Origin of the sequence: Clostridium sp. LS (assembly GCF_002760435.1) — a bacterium.
Classification (GTDB): Bacteria; Bacillota; Clostridia; order Clostridiales; family Clostridiaceae; genus Clostridium.
This window is the reverse complement of record NZ_AUUU01000115.1, coordinates 1-15,791: the sequence shown is the minus strand read 5'-3', so window position 1 is coordinate 15,791 and position 15,791 is coordinate 1. Positions and strand designations below refer to the sequence as shown.

General features: G+C 28.5%; 14 protein-coding genes and 1 riboswitch. Of the genes, 4 read left to right on the top strand and 10 right to left on the bottom strand.

Features of this window, described 5'->3' with window-relative positions:
- Nucleotides 1-430 precede the first annotated feature (430 nt).
- Nucleotides 431-520, top strand: a riboswitch (cyclic di-GMP riboswitch).
- A 162-nt stretch (nucleotides 521-682) separates the two neighbouring features.
- A complete protein-coding gene (locus COL3_RS22140; RefSeq protein ID WP_008419716.1) occupies nucleotides 683-1,498 on the top strand; it encodes a helix-turn-helix domain-containing protein in 816 nt (271 codons plus the stop codon).
- A gap of 62 nt (nucleotides 1,499-1,560) precedes the next feature.
- On the opposite strand, the gene COL3_RS22135 is transcribed toward COL3_RS22140, so the two are convergent.
- Both COL3_RS22135 and COL3_RS22130 read right to left on the bottom strand, forming a co-directional pair.
- A complete protein-coding gene (locus COL3_RS22135; RefSeq protein WP_008419714.1) occupies nucleotides 1,561-2,898 on the bottom strand; it encodes a HAMP domain-containing sensor histidine kinase in 1,338 nt (445 codons plus the stop codon).
- A 3-nt stretch (nucleotides 2,899-2,901) separates the two neighbouring features.
- Entirely contained in the window at nucleotides 2,902-3,585 is a 684-nt protein-coding gene (locus tag COL3_RS22130) for a response regulator transcription factor (protein ID WP_008419711.1), read from the bottom strand.
- A 225-nt stretch (nucleotides 3,586-3,810) separates the two neighbouring features.
- Here COL3_RS22130 and COL3_RS22125 point away from each other — a divergent pair, with 225 nt between their 5' ends.
- Nucleotides 3,811-4,023 (top strand): (2Fe-2S)-binding protein, encoded by a 213-nt coding sequence (locus tag COL3_RS22125; RefSeq protein ID WP_008419709.1) that lies wholly within the window; start codon nucleotides 3,811-3,813, stop codon nucleotides 4,021-4,023.
- A gap of 83 nt (nucleotides 4,024-4,106) precedes the next feature.
- Here COL3_RS22125 and COL3_RS22120 read toward each other — a convergent pair whose 3' ends face one another.
- The 7 genes from COL3_RS22120 to COL3_RS22090 form a co-directional block, all read right to left on the bottom strand.
- Nucleotides 4,107-4,754 (bottom strand): sensor domain-containing protein, encoded by a 648-nt coding sequence (locus tag COL3_RS22120; protein ID WP_008419706.1) that lies wholly within the window; start codon nucleotides 4,752-4,754, stop codon nucleotides 4,107-4,109.
- A gap of 17 nt (nucleotides 4,755-4,771) precedes the next feature.
- Nucleotides 4,772-5,467, bottom strand: a complete 696-nt coding sequence (locus tag COL3_RS22115; protein WP_008419704.1) for an ABC transporter permease — start codon at nucleotides 5,465-5,467, stop codon at nucleotides 4,772-4,774.
- On the bottom strand, nucleotides 5,460-6,383 hold the full coding sequence (locus COL3_RS22110) for an ABC transporter ATP-binding protein (RefSeq protein ID WP_008419702.1): 924 nt from the start codon (nucleotides 6,381-6,383) through the stop codon (nucleotides 5,460-5,462). Before COL3_RS22110 ends, COL3_RS22115 begins: the two co-directional genes overlap by 8 nt.
- Nucleotides 6,384-6,626: 243 nt before the next feature.
- A complete protein-coding gene (locus tag COL3_RS22105; RefSeq protein WP_008419701.1) occupies nucleotides 6,627-7,562 on the bottom strand; it encodes a sensor histidine kinase in 936 nt (311 codons plus the stop codon).
- 1 nt (nucleotide 7,563) lies between these two features.
- A complete protein-coding gene (locus tag COL3_RS22100) occupies nucleotides 7,564-8,262 on the bottom strand; it encodes a response regulator transcription factor (RefSeq protein ID WP_008419699.1) in 699 nt (232 codons plus the stop codon).
- Nucleotides 8,263-8,348: 86 nt separating this feature from the next.
- The gene (locus tag COL3_RS22095) at nucleotides 8,349-9,065 is read right to left on the bottom strand and encodes a 2-phosphosulfolactate phosphatase family protein (protein ID WP_008419697.1); all 717 of its coding nucleotides are present in this window, start codon (nucleotides 9,063-9,065) and stop codon (nucleotides 8,349-8,351) included.
- A 13-nt stretch (nucleotides 9,066-9,078) separates the two neighbouring features.
- On the bottom strand, nucleotides 9,079-10,005 hold the full coding sequence (locus COL3_RS22090; RefSeq protein WP_008419695.1) for a TIGR01212 family radical SAM protein: 927 nt from the start codon (nucleotides 10,003-10,005) through the stop codon (nucleotides 9,079-9,081).
- Nucleotides 10,006-10,221: 216 nt separating this feature from the next.
- Between COL3_RS22090 and COL3_RS22085 the strand changes: the two genes are divergently transcribed.
- Complete coding sequence (locus COL3_RS22085; RefSeq protein ID WP_008419692.1) at nucleotides 10,222-11,298, top strand: membrane protein; 1,077 nt, start codon at nucleotides 10,222-10,224, stop codon at nucleotides 11,296-11,298.
- Between the two features lie 57 nt (nucleotides 11,299-11,355).
- Nucleotides 11,356-12,330, top strand: coding sequence for a radical SAM protein (locus COL3_RS22080; protein ID WP_008419690.1), 975 nt, complete (start codon nucleotides 11,356-11,358; stop codon nucleotides 12,328-12,330).
- Between the two features lie 146 nt (nucleotides 12,331-12,476).
- Here COL3_RS22080 and COL3_RS22075 read toward each other — a convergent pair whose 3' ends face one another.
- The gene (locus COL3_RS22075) at nucleotides 12,477-15,659 is read right to left on the bottom strand and encodes a S8 family serine peptidase (protein ID WP_035282524.1); all 3,183 of its coding nucleotides are present in this window, start codon (nucleotides 15,657-15,659) and stop codon (nucleotides 12,477-12,479) included.
- Between the last annotated feature and the right edge of the window lie 132 nt (nucleotides 15,660-15,791).

Here is a 15,791-nt window from a genome sequence, read left to right as displayed (position 1 = left end):
TAATATTGTCAGATAAGTTTTATTTCTATTTTTTCATAGCTCACTTTACACTATCTAAAATGTACTTAATCTATTTTATTTTTCGAAATATTTTTAATATTTTTATTTTTTAATGTCTAACTTTAGTATATAATAATTATTAGAAATATTTTATAACAATATAATTTTATACTACATTTACTAATATTTAAAGGATATTTATTATAATATTAATAATTTTACGTTAAATTTACTTCAGATTATTACTTTTTTATTATAAATACCCTTTATGGAAACTATTTTTACAATTAAGATATTAATCTTATACATAAGATAAGTTATAAATATACAAATTTTATCATAATTTAAAGATATTTGTGGCTAAAATGTTTTTCTTATTTTATAATTAAAACATAAAGTAGCCAATACTAATTATTTGTTTTATAACTATAAATGATACTAGCACACTTATTGAAAGGTAAGGTCGCAAAGCCGTGAGTCTAAGGAAAATATTATTTTCTATGATCGTCAGGTTGCCAAAATATAATTATAATATATCGTGATAAATTGTATAATTTATTTACTTTTGTTTGTTGTATTTTGGTGACTATGATTGCATAGTCACCTTTATTTCTTTTTTAGGCACTTAACTTGTATAACACATTAATTTAAGTTGAATTAAAAAAGGGGGAATTAAAACATTATGAATTCTGAAAATAAACATATGGATATTAATGAAGAATCCATTGTAAAAAACAAGAAAAGAGGAGATATCTTATATTATTCAATTAGTCAAGTAGCTGCTCTGTTGGATGAGGATGAAAGAAATATTCTATATTACACTAATGTTTTCGATAATATTTTAAAAATTGAAATATCTGATAAAAAATTAAGATATACAACTAGAGATATAGATAAGCTTGAATTTTTAATTAATTTAAAAAACAAAGGAATGACTATAAAAGAAATTCAAAGTTATTGCAAGGAATTACCTTTAAATATTGAAGATTTAGTAAATATTAAAGAAAATAATTCTATCTCAATTAATGAGATTATATCTACGATTGTGGAGTCTGAAAATGAAAAATATGATAATTTAAAAGAATATTTAACAACTAAAATTCATGAAAATAATGAATTATCTGTTCAAAAAATAGTAGATGCATTAATGCAAGAACAAACTAAACAACTTAATATTCTAAGGGAAAATATATTGGACGAAATCAAAGAGTATATTGACTATAAGTTTAATGTAGAATGTAAAAACAACGAAAATTTATACAGTGAACTTTCTGAAAAAATTACTAAATTAGCTTCTGAAAAAAATTCATTAGAACATAATATAAAATCACAATTAAAAGAATTTAACGAAATATCTATATCTAGAGATAATAATTTAATAGCAGAAATTAAAAGATTTAAAAATGTAATTGAACAAGCTTATTATATTCAAAAAGAAATGGAAACGCAGCCAAGAAAAATAAGTCTTATAGAAAGACTATTTGGTGTGACCCATTAGATACAATTAATTAAGAACAAATCAAAAAATTTTCTTGATTTGTTCTTAGTTATCGTTAATTTCTATTTCATCACTTTAGGGATTAATAATATAAATTCAGATCCAACTCCGTATTCCGAATTTACTTTTAACTTTATTCCAAAATTCTTTGAGATAGATTTGAGTAAACTAAGGCCAATACCAGTTCCACTAATATTTTGCCCTCTTACTGCGTCACTTCTATAAAATCTATCAAATATACGCTTTTGTTCTTCTTCTTTAATTCCTATGCCGTTATCTTTTACTGATATTTTAATATACTTACTCATATCTTCTACACTTAAAATTATTACACCATTTTCCTTAGTATATTTAAATGCATTTTCAATTAATATTACAATGGCTCTTTTCATCTTATCATAATCCCACTGAACAAATATTTCTTCTTCAACCTTAATAACCTTAAATGTCTTTTCTTTGATTTCCGCTAAATCAAAATAAAATTCACTTAAATCATTAATAAAATCATTTAATTTAAAACTCGTTATATTGACAACTAAATCTAAATCCTCTTTAGATAAGAGTAATAAGTCACTGTTTAACTTTTCCAAACCCCTTACCTCACTCATCATTTTTGAAATGTGTTCAAAATGATTATCTATAGTATCCCCCCATGAATGAGCCAGTAATTCTAATTTTCCTTTTATTACAGCCAATGGGGTTCGCATTTCGTGAGATGCATCTTGTACAAAATATACTTGTTTTTCATAAGCCTCTCTAACTGGCTTTATTACTCTAGATGCGAGATATGCTGAAAGGAGTATAGCAACAATTATTAATATAACTAAACTTACTATAATTGTATTTCTCAATCTATTTAATGAACGCTCTTCAGCATCAATATTAGCAAGGACTTGTATTTTATAATCTCCATTATTAACTACAATCTCTCTAAAACTATACTCACCACTAGTAAGTGTTACTATTTCATTTTCTGCACTTGTAGGAAGTACTGGCAGGTTATCTTGAGAAAAATATAAATTTTTACTCATCCCCTCAAAATTATGGTTTTTATAAATAATAACAATTAGATTAGGCGGAATGTGCATAGGCTTTCCATTTGGCTTTCCATCAAAATTTTCAGGCTGAATTTCTGGTTGATTTTTAAATTTGCCATCTAATTCATTTCCTCTTGAAATAGTAGCATTTTGATTCAAAATATGTTCATATTCATCCATGTTAAATGACCCTTGAGTAAAGAAATTTTTTTGCTCTAAAAGTTGGTGATCCACATTGTCTAGTACTCTAGATGAGTATAAAACTTGTGTTATGCTTGCAAACACAAGCAGGCATGCAAAAACTACACTTGTACTTGTCGCTATAATTTTCTTCTTTGTAGATAAAAATATATCTTTTTTCATATCTTAATCCTCTATACTTTCATCTAATATATATCCCATGCCTCTCTTGGTTATAAGATATTTATCATATCCATATGCACCTAATTGTTTTCTCAGCCTACTTATATAAACTTCAATTATTTCAGTTGCTGCATCACTATTATATCCACATACATTATCAAATATCTGTTCTTTAAATAACAATACACCTTTATTTATAACCATATATTCTAGAAGTTTATATAATTTTTCATTTAAATCTAACTCTGTATCATCTATGCAGATTTTTTTTACTTTCATGTCTATATGCATATTTTTAAATTCAAGTATATTAGGTTTTTTAACCTTTCCCATACTCTTTAAAATTGAATTAATTCGAGCTTTCAATTCTTCCATAAAAAATGGTTTAGTTAAATAATCATTAGCACCTAAATTAAAAGCCTTAAGCTTATCTCCAAGTTCTTCTTTTGCGGTTAGTATAATTACACCTGTGTTCAAACAATTTTTAGATATATGTTTTAAAACACTCATTCCACTTACTTCTGGCAGCATTAAGTCTAAGATCACTATATCGTAGTTATATGCCCCTAAACTTTCAATCGCATCTGAACCATTGTAGACAGCATCAATCTCCATATCTCCCTTAAAATATTCAACTATATTTTTACTTATTTCCATATTATCTTCAACAAGCAGCACTTTCACCATTACTATCACCTCGAGTTCAATAATTATATATATTCATTAAATTTATCCACTAATATTATCATTATTATCTTAACTTACCCTAATTATATAACAGTTTTCTTAACAATTGCTTAACTTATTTAGATAATCTAGCTCATAAAAGTTAATTTATTACATAGCCTATTGACCATCAACTGATAAAGTGCTTTAATTATCTAAAATTAAATAATTTTAAGGAGCTTAAATATGGATAATAACTTAAATGAAGATATTTTAGATAAATTAACCAAAACTTGTACTTGTAAATTAATTACTCGCGCCAAAATTAAAGAAGCTATAAAAAATGGTGCTTCAACTGTAAAAGAAGTGCAGGAAATTACTGGGGCTGGTAGTGGCGCTTGCAGGGGGAGAAATTGTTCTCCTAGAATATATGAATTATTAAAACAATATAAAAATTAAACTTTCAAAAGCCACAGATAATTTAATTTCCTGTGGCTTTAAATATTATAATTCAAATTCTACTTCATTATTCTCATTAAATTTTAAAATTTCAAAGTAAACTCCGCCCATCTTTTTGCTAATACATTTATTAATTTAATACTAAAAAACGTAACTATAACCCCTAATATTGGACACAAAAAGAAATCTACGAAGTTTGGCTTTTGGAATCCCATTAATCTCCCAATAGTAATACTGCTTTTATATACATCTACTCCCATTGTTCCACTTATCGCAAAAATGATAGGCTGAAATGTTATTCCTAAGCTCAATGAAGTTAAACAAGTTACTGCTGAAAAATGTATTATTGAAACTGGAAATTTAGCTATACAATAAATTACACCCTTCCAACTTCTAGGATTTTTAATCATTTCTATCATTCTTTTTAAAGCCCCATTATCTTTATTTGTGTTCTTCTCCTCTATAGCTATATTAACATTTGTATCTAATATTTTTGCAGCTATAATTTTTTCATAATAAACAATTTTATTCGCACAAATCAATGTACCAGCTACTATAGGAATGCCGATAATAGTGATACTTAATCCAAAACCTAAACTTACAGCACATACTGCAAAAGTAAAATAGATTATTCCAATCGGTAATGAAAACAATAGATATATAAAACTCCTTTCAAAAGGCTTCAGTACTTTTTGTAATATTTGATTATAATTCATATAAAGATCATTCATTTTATATCCTCCTAGTATTAATTGGCTATATCCATATGTTCTATATTTCTAATAGCTAAATATCCTATAAATGCACCTATTACAGCAAGAGCAATTGGTATTGCTATTATTGAATATAGTGTAAATCCACCATTATTTGAAGAAATAACTGAAGCGATTATAATTGCTGATGTTATAGTTGCAGGTACTGACTTTTTCCTCATTCCAAAATATAAAGGTATTAAACTTATAAATGAATCTGCAAATGCACACATTACAGTATTTATACTATTTGATATCAAGATATTTATTGTTAGCTTATCTGGTACAAAATGTAATACTTTATCAAATAGGTAAAAACTCGTCCCTACAAAAACATTTGATATTATTATTGATATAAATGCAAATATAACCACAATGATAAGTTTTGCTATAATTATCTTCCTTCTATTTATTGGGTACATAAATAATACAGTTATTGTCTTATTTTTATATTCATCAATAATAAGTCTTGAAATAATAACACTTGCAAAAACTATAAATGTTACCCTTATAAAAGCACTAATTATTGTAAAAGCCATTTGATAATTATCCATAGCAACTTCGCTCTCATATTTAGATGCATAATTAATAAAAAGTATAAATGCAAGTATAACTAAATTAGCAATTGTAACTCCTTTTATATATCCTTTTAATTTAAATTTTTTAATTTCAAGTTTCATTAATTTAAGCATTTATATTCCCTCCATTAGTTAATCTTAAGAAATAATCTTCTAAAGAATCACGTTTCCTAAATATCCCCTCAATATTTACGTCTTTTAATATTAAAGTCTTTGATATAATATTCTGTGGCAAGCTTAAATCATATATTTTTACTGATAGATTATCTTCAACTCTAAAGTTTAAAATATTAAGTTCACTTTCTAAAACATACGCAGCCTTTTTGCAGTCCTTAGTTAATATTTCAATATATTCTGCATTTCTGCTTCTAATTGAATCCATTGAAACTTCTTCTATCAATCTTCCGTTGTTAATGACTCCAATTGTATCTGCTATATGCTCTATTTCTGCTAAAATGTGGCTTGAAATTAAAATTGTTATACCATATTCTTTACATAACATTTTAAGTAGATCTCTCATTTCCTTTATACCTATTGGATCAAGCCCATTAATAGGCTCATCTAATATTAAAAATTCTGGTTTTGTTGATATTGCCCTTGCAATGCCTAGCCTTTGCTTCATACCAAGTGAAAAATCCTTAACAGCTTTCTTATCAACATTTTTTAGATTTACGAGTTCCAAGGAATTATTTATAGCACTAGTATCATGATACCCCATATATTCAAGATGAATTTCCAAGTTTTCTCGTCCAGTAAGTTTATTATAAAACACAGGGTATTCAATTATAGTGCCCATTCTTTTTAATATTTCATAGGATGTATCTGTTAACCTTTCTCCAAATACTTCAATTTCTCCACTAGTAGGTTTTATAAGGTTGGTTATCATCTTCATAACGGTCGTTTTTCCTGCACCATTTGGCCCTAAAAATCCATAAATTTCTCCCTTTTTTATATTCATACTCACATTAGATACTACTTCTTGGTTACTGAAGGTTTTTATTAAATTATTTGTTCTTAATGTATACGACATTTTCAGTTCTCCCTTGCCTACAACTATTTTTAAATTACTGACCCTATATTTTCATTTTAATAATAGGATTTCTCTTTTTTATTAAGCAAATATTACAAATTTATTAAGTTATAATCCTTTTAATGATAATATTAACACAAACTATTATAACAAAATCATATTATTCTCTAAGATTTCATGCATATAAAACTATAAATTTATAATGAAAAAAGGTGGAAATGCTAACACTTCTACCTTTTGCTTTTAATAATCTATTTTTTTTATTCTGAAAGTAAATACTGTTTTTTTATGTGGAATACTGTAAAGAAATATCTCTCCACCTAATTTTTCAACAAACCTTTTAGTTATTGTTAGTCCAAGTCCACTGCCTTCGTATAATTTATTTCTTGAATCATCAAGAGTATACATTCTTTCAAATACCTTATCCTTATGTATCTCTTCAATACCCTTTCCTTCATCCCAAACATCAATATAAGCAAAGTTATCTTCAGTTCTTAGATTTAATCCAATTATCTTTCCATCACTGCCATACTTGATAGCATTTGATATTAAATTATTTAATATTCTATCTAATGCTTCATCATTTCCTAGAATATAAATGTTGTCGTCTGGAATATCTATACTAACATCAATTCCTTTTGAAGTTAATATTTCATAAAAATTTAGTATATTTCTTCTACATATTTCATTTAAATTAATTCTTGTTAACGGAACTTTTTTATCTCCTGATTCTAATTTTGCAAGGTCAAAAAACTTATTAATCAACTCAAGTACTTCTATTGTTTTATTTTGCACTTTTGAAAGAAGCCTTTCCCTCTCTTCACTTGCCATATTACTATGGAATTTTATAGTTTCAATGTATCCAAGTACAACTGTAAGAGGAGTCTTTAAATCATGCGAAATATTTGAAAGCATTTTTCTCATCTCTATTTCAGTTCTTGAATAATTAGCAATTATTTTCTGACTAAAATTTAGAAGATTATTTATTTCTATTAATAGTGGTATCAATTCTTTATCATCTGTAAAAAGCAACAGCTTCTCGCTAGAATTATTATCTATTATACTCTTTAATTTTTCATAAGCATATTTTAAGTTGTCACTTCTATTTCTTTGAGCCTTGTATTGATAATAAATTATACTTAATAAAACAACAATTATTGTTGTTAGAAAAATTACCATATTAAAATTCTCCCAATTTATAACCTATTCCCCATAGCGTCTTAATATACTTAGGCTGAGAAGGGTTGTCCTCAATCTTTTCCCTAAGCCTTCTCATATGCACGTTTATTACATTATCATCTCCAAAGTAATCATCATTCCAAACAAAGCTATAAATTTGTGCCTTAGTAAAGACTCTACTTGGATGTGTTGCGAACAGCTTTAAAATCTCAAACTCTTTAGAAGTTAAATTAATCCCCACACCGTTTTTACTAACTAAAAAGTTATCTAAATCAATTAAAAGTTCATTTATATTAATGATCTTTTTTTCTTCCTTCTTATCTGCATTAGAATATTTAGTTGCACGCCTTATTGCAGCCTTAACTCTTGCTGAAAATTCAATCATAGAAAATGGCTTTGCGATATAATCATCTGCTCCAAAACCCAATCCTATAGCCTTATCTACATCACTATCTTTAGCTGACATAATTAAGATAGGTATCATGCTCTTGTTTCTAATTATTTTTATAACTTCTATTCCATCAAGCTTTGGCATCATTATATCAAGAACAATCAAATTAAAAGATTCCTTCAAAAATTTTTCTACCGCTTCTACGCCATCAAAAGCAGTTACTATACTGAATCCTTCTTTAACTAAATAATTTTGAACCATTTCACTTATTGATATATCATCTTCAACAAGCAATATTTTTTCCCTCATAACTTCATCACCTTCTTTAATGAATCTTTAAATTTCTTATATCATTACATAAAATTCCATTTTCCCAATTTTATATAAAAACTAAACTAATCACTTGTTATCTTACTGTTTTTATACTCTGGTACTATATCTACAATACTCTTTTTAATGCAATATTCAATATCATTATCTAATTCTAAAACCTTCATTACAGAATAATGTGATGCTTCTTTTACATAGCTCAATATATCTGTATTTGCTGCATATATCATGTTTGCCGTTTTTGCTATATCCGTAAGCTCTAATCCTTTATTTTCCCTTAATATCTCATTAATTATATATCCGCTGCAAATAAAATCATCCATAGAAAAGTTTCCATTAGTTCCTGCATTAATAATAATTACATCTTCATTAATATTAATCAGTTTTTTAGCTACTGCTTTTGCATTTAACATAGCTGCTATTAACACGCTTTTAGCAGATGCTGATTTTGTAAGAGTTCTAGTTCCATTTGTTGTCGTCATTAATAAGATTTTATTTTTTATTACCTCTTCTGTATATTCTAAAGGGGAATTAGATAAATCAAAACCATCTATTTTTACTGCTTTTCGTTCCCCACCTAATATATAATCTTCTTTATTAAACTTTTTAGCTTCTTCTAAAGTCTCTTCAATTGTTAAAAAAGGTATAACTTCTCTGCAGCCATTATTTAATGCTGTAATAATTACAGACGTAGCTCTAAACATATCTATTACTACAACTATTTTATCTTTAATTTCATTTTCATCTATATGATCTGCTGATATTATAATATCTACTTTCATTTTACATCTCTTTTCATTTAAAATCTTTCCCTTGCCATAAGTCATTGTCTTCTAAAGCTTTATCGATTGAATTTAAAACTTCCCATTTCTTTAAACTCCACATTGGTCCAATTAGTAGATCTCTAGGTGCATCTCCAGTTAGTCTATGCACTACCATTTCTTCAGGCAAAAGTGCTATTCCTTTAGTTATTAGTTCAATATAATCCTCTTGAGATAAAAATTCGAGTTTCCCCTCTTCATATAACTTAACCATAGGTGTATGCTTCATTAAATGCAATAAGTGTAATTTAATCCCTTTAGCACCTGAATGAGCAATGTAGTTTATAGAATTTAGCATATCTTCCTTTGTCTCTCCTGGTAACCCCAAGATATCATGGACCACTACATCAATATTTCGTTCTTTTAATTTTTTCATTGCTTCTTCAAAGACTTCTAATTTATACCCTCTATTTATTACCCTGGCAGTTTCATCATTACAAGTTTGAAGCCCAAGTTCTATCCAAAGGTAAACTCTACCGTTTATTTCTTCTAATAGTTCTAACACTTCTTCATCTAAGCAGTCTGGTCGCGTAGCTATTGCAATTGCTACAACCCCTTCTTGATCTAGAGCTTCTTCATACTTTTTTCTTAATTCATAAATAGGTGCATATGTATTTGTATAAGCCTGAAAATATGCAATATACTTTCCACTTTTCCACTTCTGAGCCATCATATCTTTTATCTGATTGAATTGTTTTTCAATCGGTACCGCTCTATTTCCGGCATAATCTCCTGAGCCTCTTTCACTACAAAAAAGACATCCTCCTCTACTTATCTTTCCATCCCTATTAGGACAAGAAAAACCTCCATCTAAAGATATTTTAAATACTTTTTCTCCAAATTTATTTCTTAAAAAATAATTTAAACTATGATATCTCTTCCCATTCCAAAAATCACTCATTTTTTCTCCTCACAATCTAATAAGCTTCTACGCCAGAATAAATGCAAGATTTTATAATCTAATTTTACATTCTATATTATTAAATGTACATTCCAAATACTAAATAACTATCTGAAAAATATTATACCTTTTCTAAATATTGTAACATTTAAAGAATAAATTAAAAGTAAACCTTATATAATTAGTACAAGGAACATTCTTCAAGGGGGATAAAAATTGAAAAAAGAATTAATAAGTATATTCCAAGTTGCTACCGTATTTATTGGAACGATAGTTGGCGCCGGACTTGCCTCAGGAAAAGAAATCACAGCGTTTTTTACCCAATATGGAATATCTAGTTTTTTAGGTATTATAGGTTGCGGCATTTTTTATGTTTTAATGAGTTCTATTATTTCTAAAATAAGCATTCATTATAACCTAAGCTCATACAGCGATGTTATGAATACTATTAGTCCAAATATATTTGGTAAATTCACTGGAGTTATAACTACACTTTTTCTTATTTCCAGTGCTTCAATAATCCTAGCTGGAAGCGGAGCTTTAATTCATCAGTTTTTTGGAATACCAAAAATAATTGGATCACTAATAATGATTTTAATCGGTATATTTTTCTTGCTTAGAGATACTGAAGGTTTAATAGAAGTAAACTCATTTATTGTTCCAGGATTGATTTTTACTCTTTCCCTAATTACAATCTTATATTTTGCATTTTGTAAAGATTCAGTTTCATTTAGTAATATATCTAGCTTTCCACCTAAAAAATCTGGAATTCTTATTTCAACAATATTGTATGCAGGATATAATACACTTTCAGCTTCAGGAGTCTTAGTTCCACTTAGTTCACAAATGAAGAAAACTAAAATAATGGTTATTGGAATAATAACTGGTGCATTAGGACTTACTATACTTTGTTTAATGATAAATCTATTATTAACAATTAACCAACCATATATATATAAATATGAAATTCCGTTGCTCTTTGTAGCAAATAGGTTTGGAAACATAATTCAAGCTTTGTTGCTTGTAATTATTTGGTTAGAAATGTTCTCTACTGAAGTTTCAGATGTATATTCCATAAGTAAAACATTAGAGCAATCATTTAATATCAAGTTCAAAAAGGCTATATTCATTGTGATTGGTATTGCACTTTTAATTTCTCAGTTTGGATTCGGAAACCTCATAACAAAACTATATCCTATGTTTGGTTTACTAAGTTTAATTTTTATATCTCAATGTATAATATTCTTTTTTAAACATAAAAAAGATTTCTGTGATACATCCGATAGAAAATAAATATGATATACTTTATAATTATAATACTTAACAACTACCTTGAAGGATTTGATATATATGAATTATTTAAACTTATTAGACGAATGTACTCTTTGTTATAAAAACTGTAAAGTTAACCGAAACAATAATCAAACAGGATTTTGTAATGCTTCAAATAACATAAAAATTGCCAGAGCATCTTTACATCTTTGGGAAGAACCACCTATATCTCAAGGCAAAGGTTCTGGCACAGTGTTTTTTTCTCATTGCAACCTACGATGTGTCTTTTGCCAAAATTATAATATAAGTCAGGGAACTAACGAAAATGTCAATCTTTCCACTCATGGGGGCATAAAATCACAAAGCATAAACTTTACATCATCAATCACCGGAATTGAGGTATCAATTAAGCGGCTTTCAGAAATATTTTTAGAGCTTCAAGAAAAAGGTGCTAATAACATAAATTTAGTTACCCCAACACACTATGTTCCACAAATAATTGAAGCATTAAAAATTGCAAAGGAAAATAAATTAGCTATACCTATTTTATATAATACTAATAGCTATGATTCTATTGAAACAATAAAATTATTAGAGGGATACATTGATGTTTACCTACCAGATTTTAAATATTTTGATGATAAATACGCTGTAAAATACTCTAATGCTAATAATTATGCTAGCAATGCAGCTAAAATAATTAATGAAATGGTAAGACAAGTTGGAAAACCTATTTTTGATTCTAATGGAAATATGGTAAAAGGAGTTATTGTAAGGCATCTAATGCTTCCTGGGCTTCTTTTTGATTCTAAAAAAATAATAGATTATCTTTATAATACATATAAGGATGATATTTATATAAGCATAATGAATCAATATGTGCCAATGTTTAATGCTATTAATCATCCTGAAATAAATAGGCCTCTCAATCCTAAGCATTATGATAGTTTAATTAACTATGCCTTAGATTTAGGGCTTACCAATGGATTTATTCAAGATGAAGGAACCAATTCCTCTGATTTCATTCCTGAATTCAATTTAGAAGGAGTGTAAACGTAAATTAAAATTAATCTTACCCACTATAATAAACGTGAGCATGTATTAAAAATTATTATGAATGATAATTCATAAATACATGCCCATTAATTTTATTTTCATATATGCTGAAGGCATAATAATATTTTTGTAGAAATTCATTCCTAATAATAAAATTTAGGGATTCCCCTTTTATTATCTAAACCTGGTATTATAGGTGGTATAAATTCATTTCTTCCCCAGGTATTTTGAGTATTAAATGTACTTCGAAGCTCTGCAATTCTAGTTACACCTACATAAACATCTGATATTCTATACCATGTTGCATAATCAACTATGCCTGTCTGCGGTAATGTAAATATTTGCTGAAATGTTTTTACTGCATCAGCAGTTTTTTGATTAAATTGTCCATCCTCAGCAACTTTAGGTATTAAAGGATAGTTTCTAGCTATTCTATTTAATTGATTTTGAATTGTTCTTACTTCTGGGCCTGAATCCCCTATCTTTAATGGCTTTCCAGGATATGATTGTGGACTTCCAGCAACTTTTTCAGCTGTAGTTAGTTCAATGTCACTTCCGTAGTAATTTTTCAATATATCAAATGGAACCATACCTTGTTGTGCTAACTGTTGACTTCCCCATTGACTTAACCATTGTGGGCAAGTAACACTCTTACCATCACAATATTGTGTTAAAAGTGGCTGTTTTGCTCCAGGTCTTCTTACATAAGTAGAGAAAATCTCATCTACAATTGCACTTATACTGTCATAAATATTCCTTCCATAGCTAAATGCATGGTCATAGGCCGTTGAACTAGTTATATCAAAATTCTTTCCTTTTCCTCTATACCATTCAGTAAAAATCCTGTTTAATGTAAAAGATACAATACAAAAAACATTTGCTCTTATAGCAGATTCATTCCAAGTTGAGTATATTTCACTTGAAGCAACATTTTTTATATAATCTTTAAAAGGAACTTTATAATTTGGTGCTGATGGATCATCTGGACCTCCTTGGTGAACAATAATGTACTCTGGAACAATTGGTTGCGGTAATACAACTCCCGAAGTAGGTGCTGGTAATGGTTTCTCTGGATCCTCCGGTATCTTAGGCGGAAAATTTCCATTTAGCGTATTTGGCTGTATATTTATAACTTCTTGACGCATGCTTCCTCTTCCTGCACTACTTGTCAGATTGCATACTTGATAAGCAACTTGTGTAGGAAATACTTGACATCCTCTTATTATTATTGGATTAAATCCATCTCTTTCAACAGAGATGTCATATAGACTATAAGGTATCTGATTACTGTTGGGATTTAAAGAATATTCTAAAGGTGGTGCTGTTAGCTCAATTATTTGTGTTAATCCAACTGTATCTGTTACTAATTGAATGCTATTAACATTTTCAGATCCTGCTGCTGTTCTTACAGTTATTCTAGCACCATCAATCGGGATATAATCATCTCCTCTAAAGCATTGAATCTTTAACCTACCAATATTTTGTGCAGAATTTCCACTACTTGTATTCTCCATAACTTTCCTCTTTATATTTTTTCTCAGAATATTATATTTATTAGGTGTACTATTTGTTACTGGCATATCTTTTTGTTTTGCATCACCTCTGGTTAAAATGGCATTTAAATCAGTTTGAAGCAATTTTAAACTATCGAATGCACACACTGTGCCATATCCCCATAGCGGATTCGGATAAGTTACATCTGTACGCCTTCTCTGAGCTCCCATTAATAAATAATATTTTAATCTTTGCCCAAATAAATATGGATCATTTCCTTTTACAATTCCCCATTGCATCATTAATGCACATATTCCTGATACTTGAGGTGTAGCCATTGATGTACCTGTTTTATTATCATATCCTCCATTTGGTACTGGGCCAACTATATCTTCCCCTGGTGCAACTAAATCAGGTCTTACTACATTCTGATTTTGTGCTCCTCTCCCGCTAAATGATGACAAATTGTTAGTTCTATAATTATAACTTCCAACTGCAATTATATTATCTACTGTAGCAGGTATTCCTAATGTATTAAACTGATTAGGTTCTAAAAATTTAGTTGCCGGATTAAGACCTTCTAATACTGGGAGCCATATTGAATATGTTCCTAAGTATTGGTTGGTTACATTTATTTCTAATGTCCATACCCCTTGAGCAAGGAATCCAGATCTTGCAGAAAGAATTATTTTAATTTCACTATTTAGTTCAAAAGGCTTAGGCCCTGATACATAGATATCATATCTATCGCTTCCTATCCCCCCTTGAATATATCCTTCTTGTATATTAATATTACCACTACTCTGACTTGTTGGATTTATTATACTTATTGATATATTAGATAAAATTGTTTTGTATAAATTCATAACTATTGATTTTTCTTCACTTGCTATATTAAAAATTTTTCTTTGAGTTTTAATTAACTCTCCCCCAATATGGTGTCCGGCATCACCTTCATTTCCTGCTGCAATTACAATAGCTACTCGTTCTAAATTTGACACTGTTCTAATGTATTGTTCTAATAAACTACTTCCATCATGAGCTCCATCATTAGTACTTAAACTAATGCTGATAACTAGAGGCATATTAAGTTCTCTACTCTTATCTAATAAAAACCTAATTCCCTGCATTATCTGAGAACTTAATATTGAAGTTCCTCGAGCAGCTTTAACCATTGCTATTGAAGCATTAGGTGCAACTCCCTTATACATAGGATTTATATTCCCCCCACCACATGCAATACCTGCTACATGTGTTCCATGTCCAGTATTATCTATTGATGGTACAATTGAAAATGGATTAGAAGATTTTATTGCTTCATTTATTGTTTGTTTATTATAAACACTTCCACCGGTACTTAAATCATAAATATACTCGATTCTTGTTGTACCAGCAGTATTCATAAATGCTGGATGTGTATAATCTATCCCTGAATCAACAAATCCAACTAATACGCCATCGCCTAAAACATTAAAATCTGGAGATAGCTGAGGTATGCAAGATACTCTATTACTTTCTTGATCCTGCTCATATAAACTTTTAGGTAATTCTATATATTGTATCGTAGTACTTGCTGCTAATTGATCTAATTTGTTTGCTGGTATATTAACTACAGCAAAGTTAAATCCTAAATCTTGAAAATTTCCTCCCAGCCCTTCAATAAATGTTCTTGTTTCTTCTACACTTCCCCTATATAAAATGGTGAGCTCGATGTTGTTTCCTTGACTCTGATATTTAAAACCCAATTGATCCAATATCGCTTTTGGTACATTAGTTAATAATCCTAATGATGCATCTGCCTTTGAAGGAACTTGTCTACTTAACTCAGCTATAATAATCACACCTTTAATAAATCTATACATTAATCATACTATGCAATTTGACATTCATATGTAACAAAAAGAGGCCGTTGCAAAACTAACATAGTTAGTTTTGTAGCGGCTCATTTTTTAGATATAAAAAAT

Bases quoted from the DNA above. Each gene is read 5' to 3' on its own strand.
- COL3_RS22080 (WP_008419690.1), top strand. From the start codon at position 11,356: ATGAATTATTTAAACTTATTAGACGAATGTACTCTTTGTTATAAAAAC.
- COL3_RS22140 (WP_008419716.1), top strand. From the start codon at position 683: ATGAATTCTGAAAATAAACATATGGATATTAATGAAGAATCCATTGTA.
- COL3_RS22095 (WP_008419697.1), bottom strand. From the start codon at position 9,065: ATGAAAGTAGATATTATAATATCAGCAGATCATATAGATGAAAATGAA.
- COL3_RS22110 (WP_008419702.1), bottom strand. From the start codon at position 6,383: ATGTCGTATACATTAAGAACAAATAATTTAATAAAAACCTTCAGTAAC.
- COL3_RS22130 (WP_008419711.1), bottom strand. From the start codon at position 3,585: ATGGTGAAAGTGCTGCTTGTTGAAGATAATATGGAAATAAGTAAAAAT.
- COL3_RS22115 (WP_008419704.1), bottom strand. From the start codon at position 5,467: ATGCTTAAATTAATGAAACTTGAAATTAAAAAATTTAAATTAAAAGGA.
- COL3_RS22090 (WP_008419695.1), bottom strand. From the start codon at position 10,005: ATGAGTGATTTTTGGAATGGGAAGAGATATCATAGTTTAAATTATTTT.
- COL3_RS22135 (WP_008419714.1), bottom strand. From the start codon at position 2,898: ATGAAAAAAGATATATTTTTATCTACAAAGAAGAAAATTATAGCGACA.
- COL3_RS22120 (WP_008419706.1), bottom strand. From the start codon at position 4,754: ATGAATGATCTTTATATGAATTATAATCAAATATTACAAAAAGTACTG.
- COL3_RS22125 (WP_008419709.1), top strand. From the start codon at position 3,811: ATGGATAATAACTTAAATGAAGATATTTTAGATAAATTAACCAAAACT.
- COL3_RS22105 (WP_008419701.1), bottom strand. From the start codon at position 7,562: ATGGTAATTTTTCTAACAACAATAATTGTTGTTTTATTAAGTATAATT.
- COL3_RS22100 (WP_008419699.1), bottom strand. From the start codon at position 8,262: ATGAGGGAAAAAATATTGCTTGTTGAAGATGATATATCAATAAGTGAA.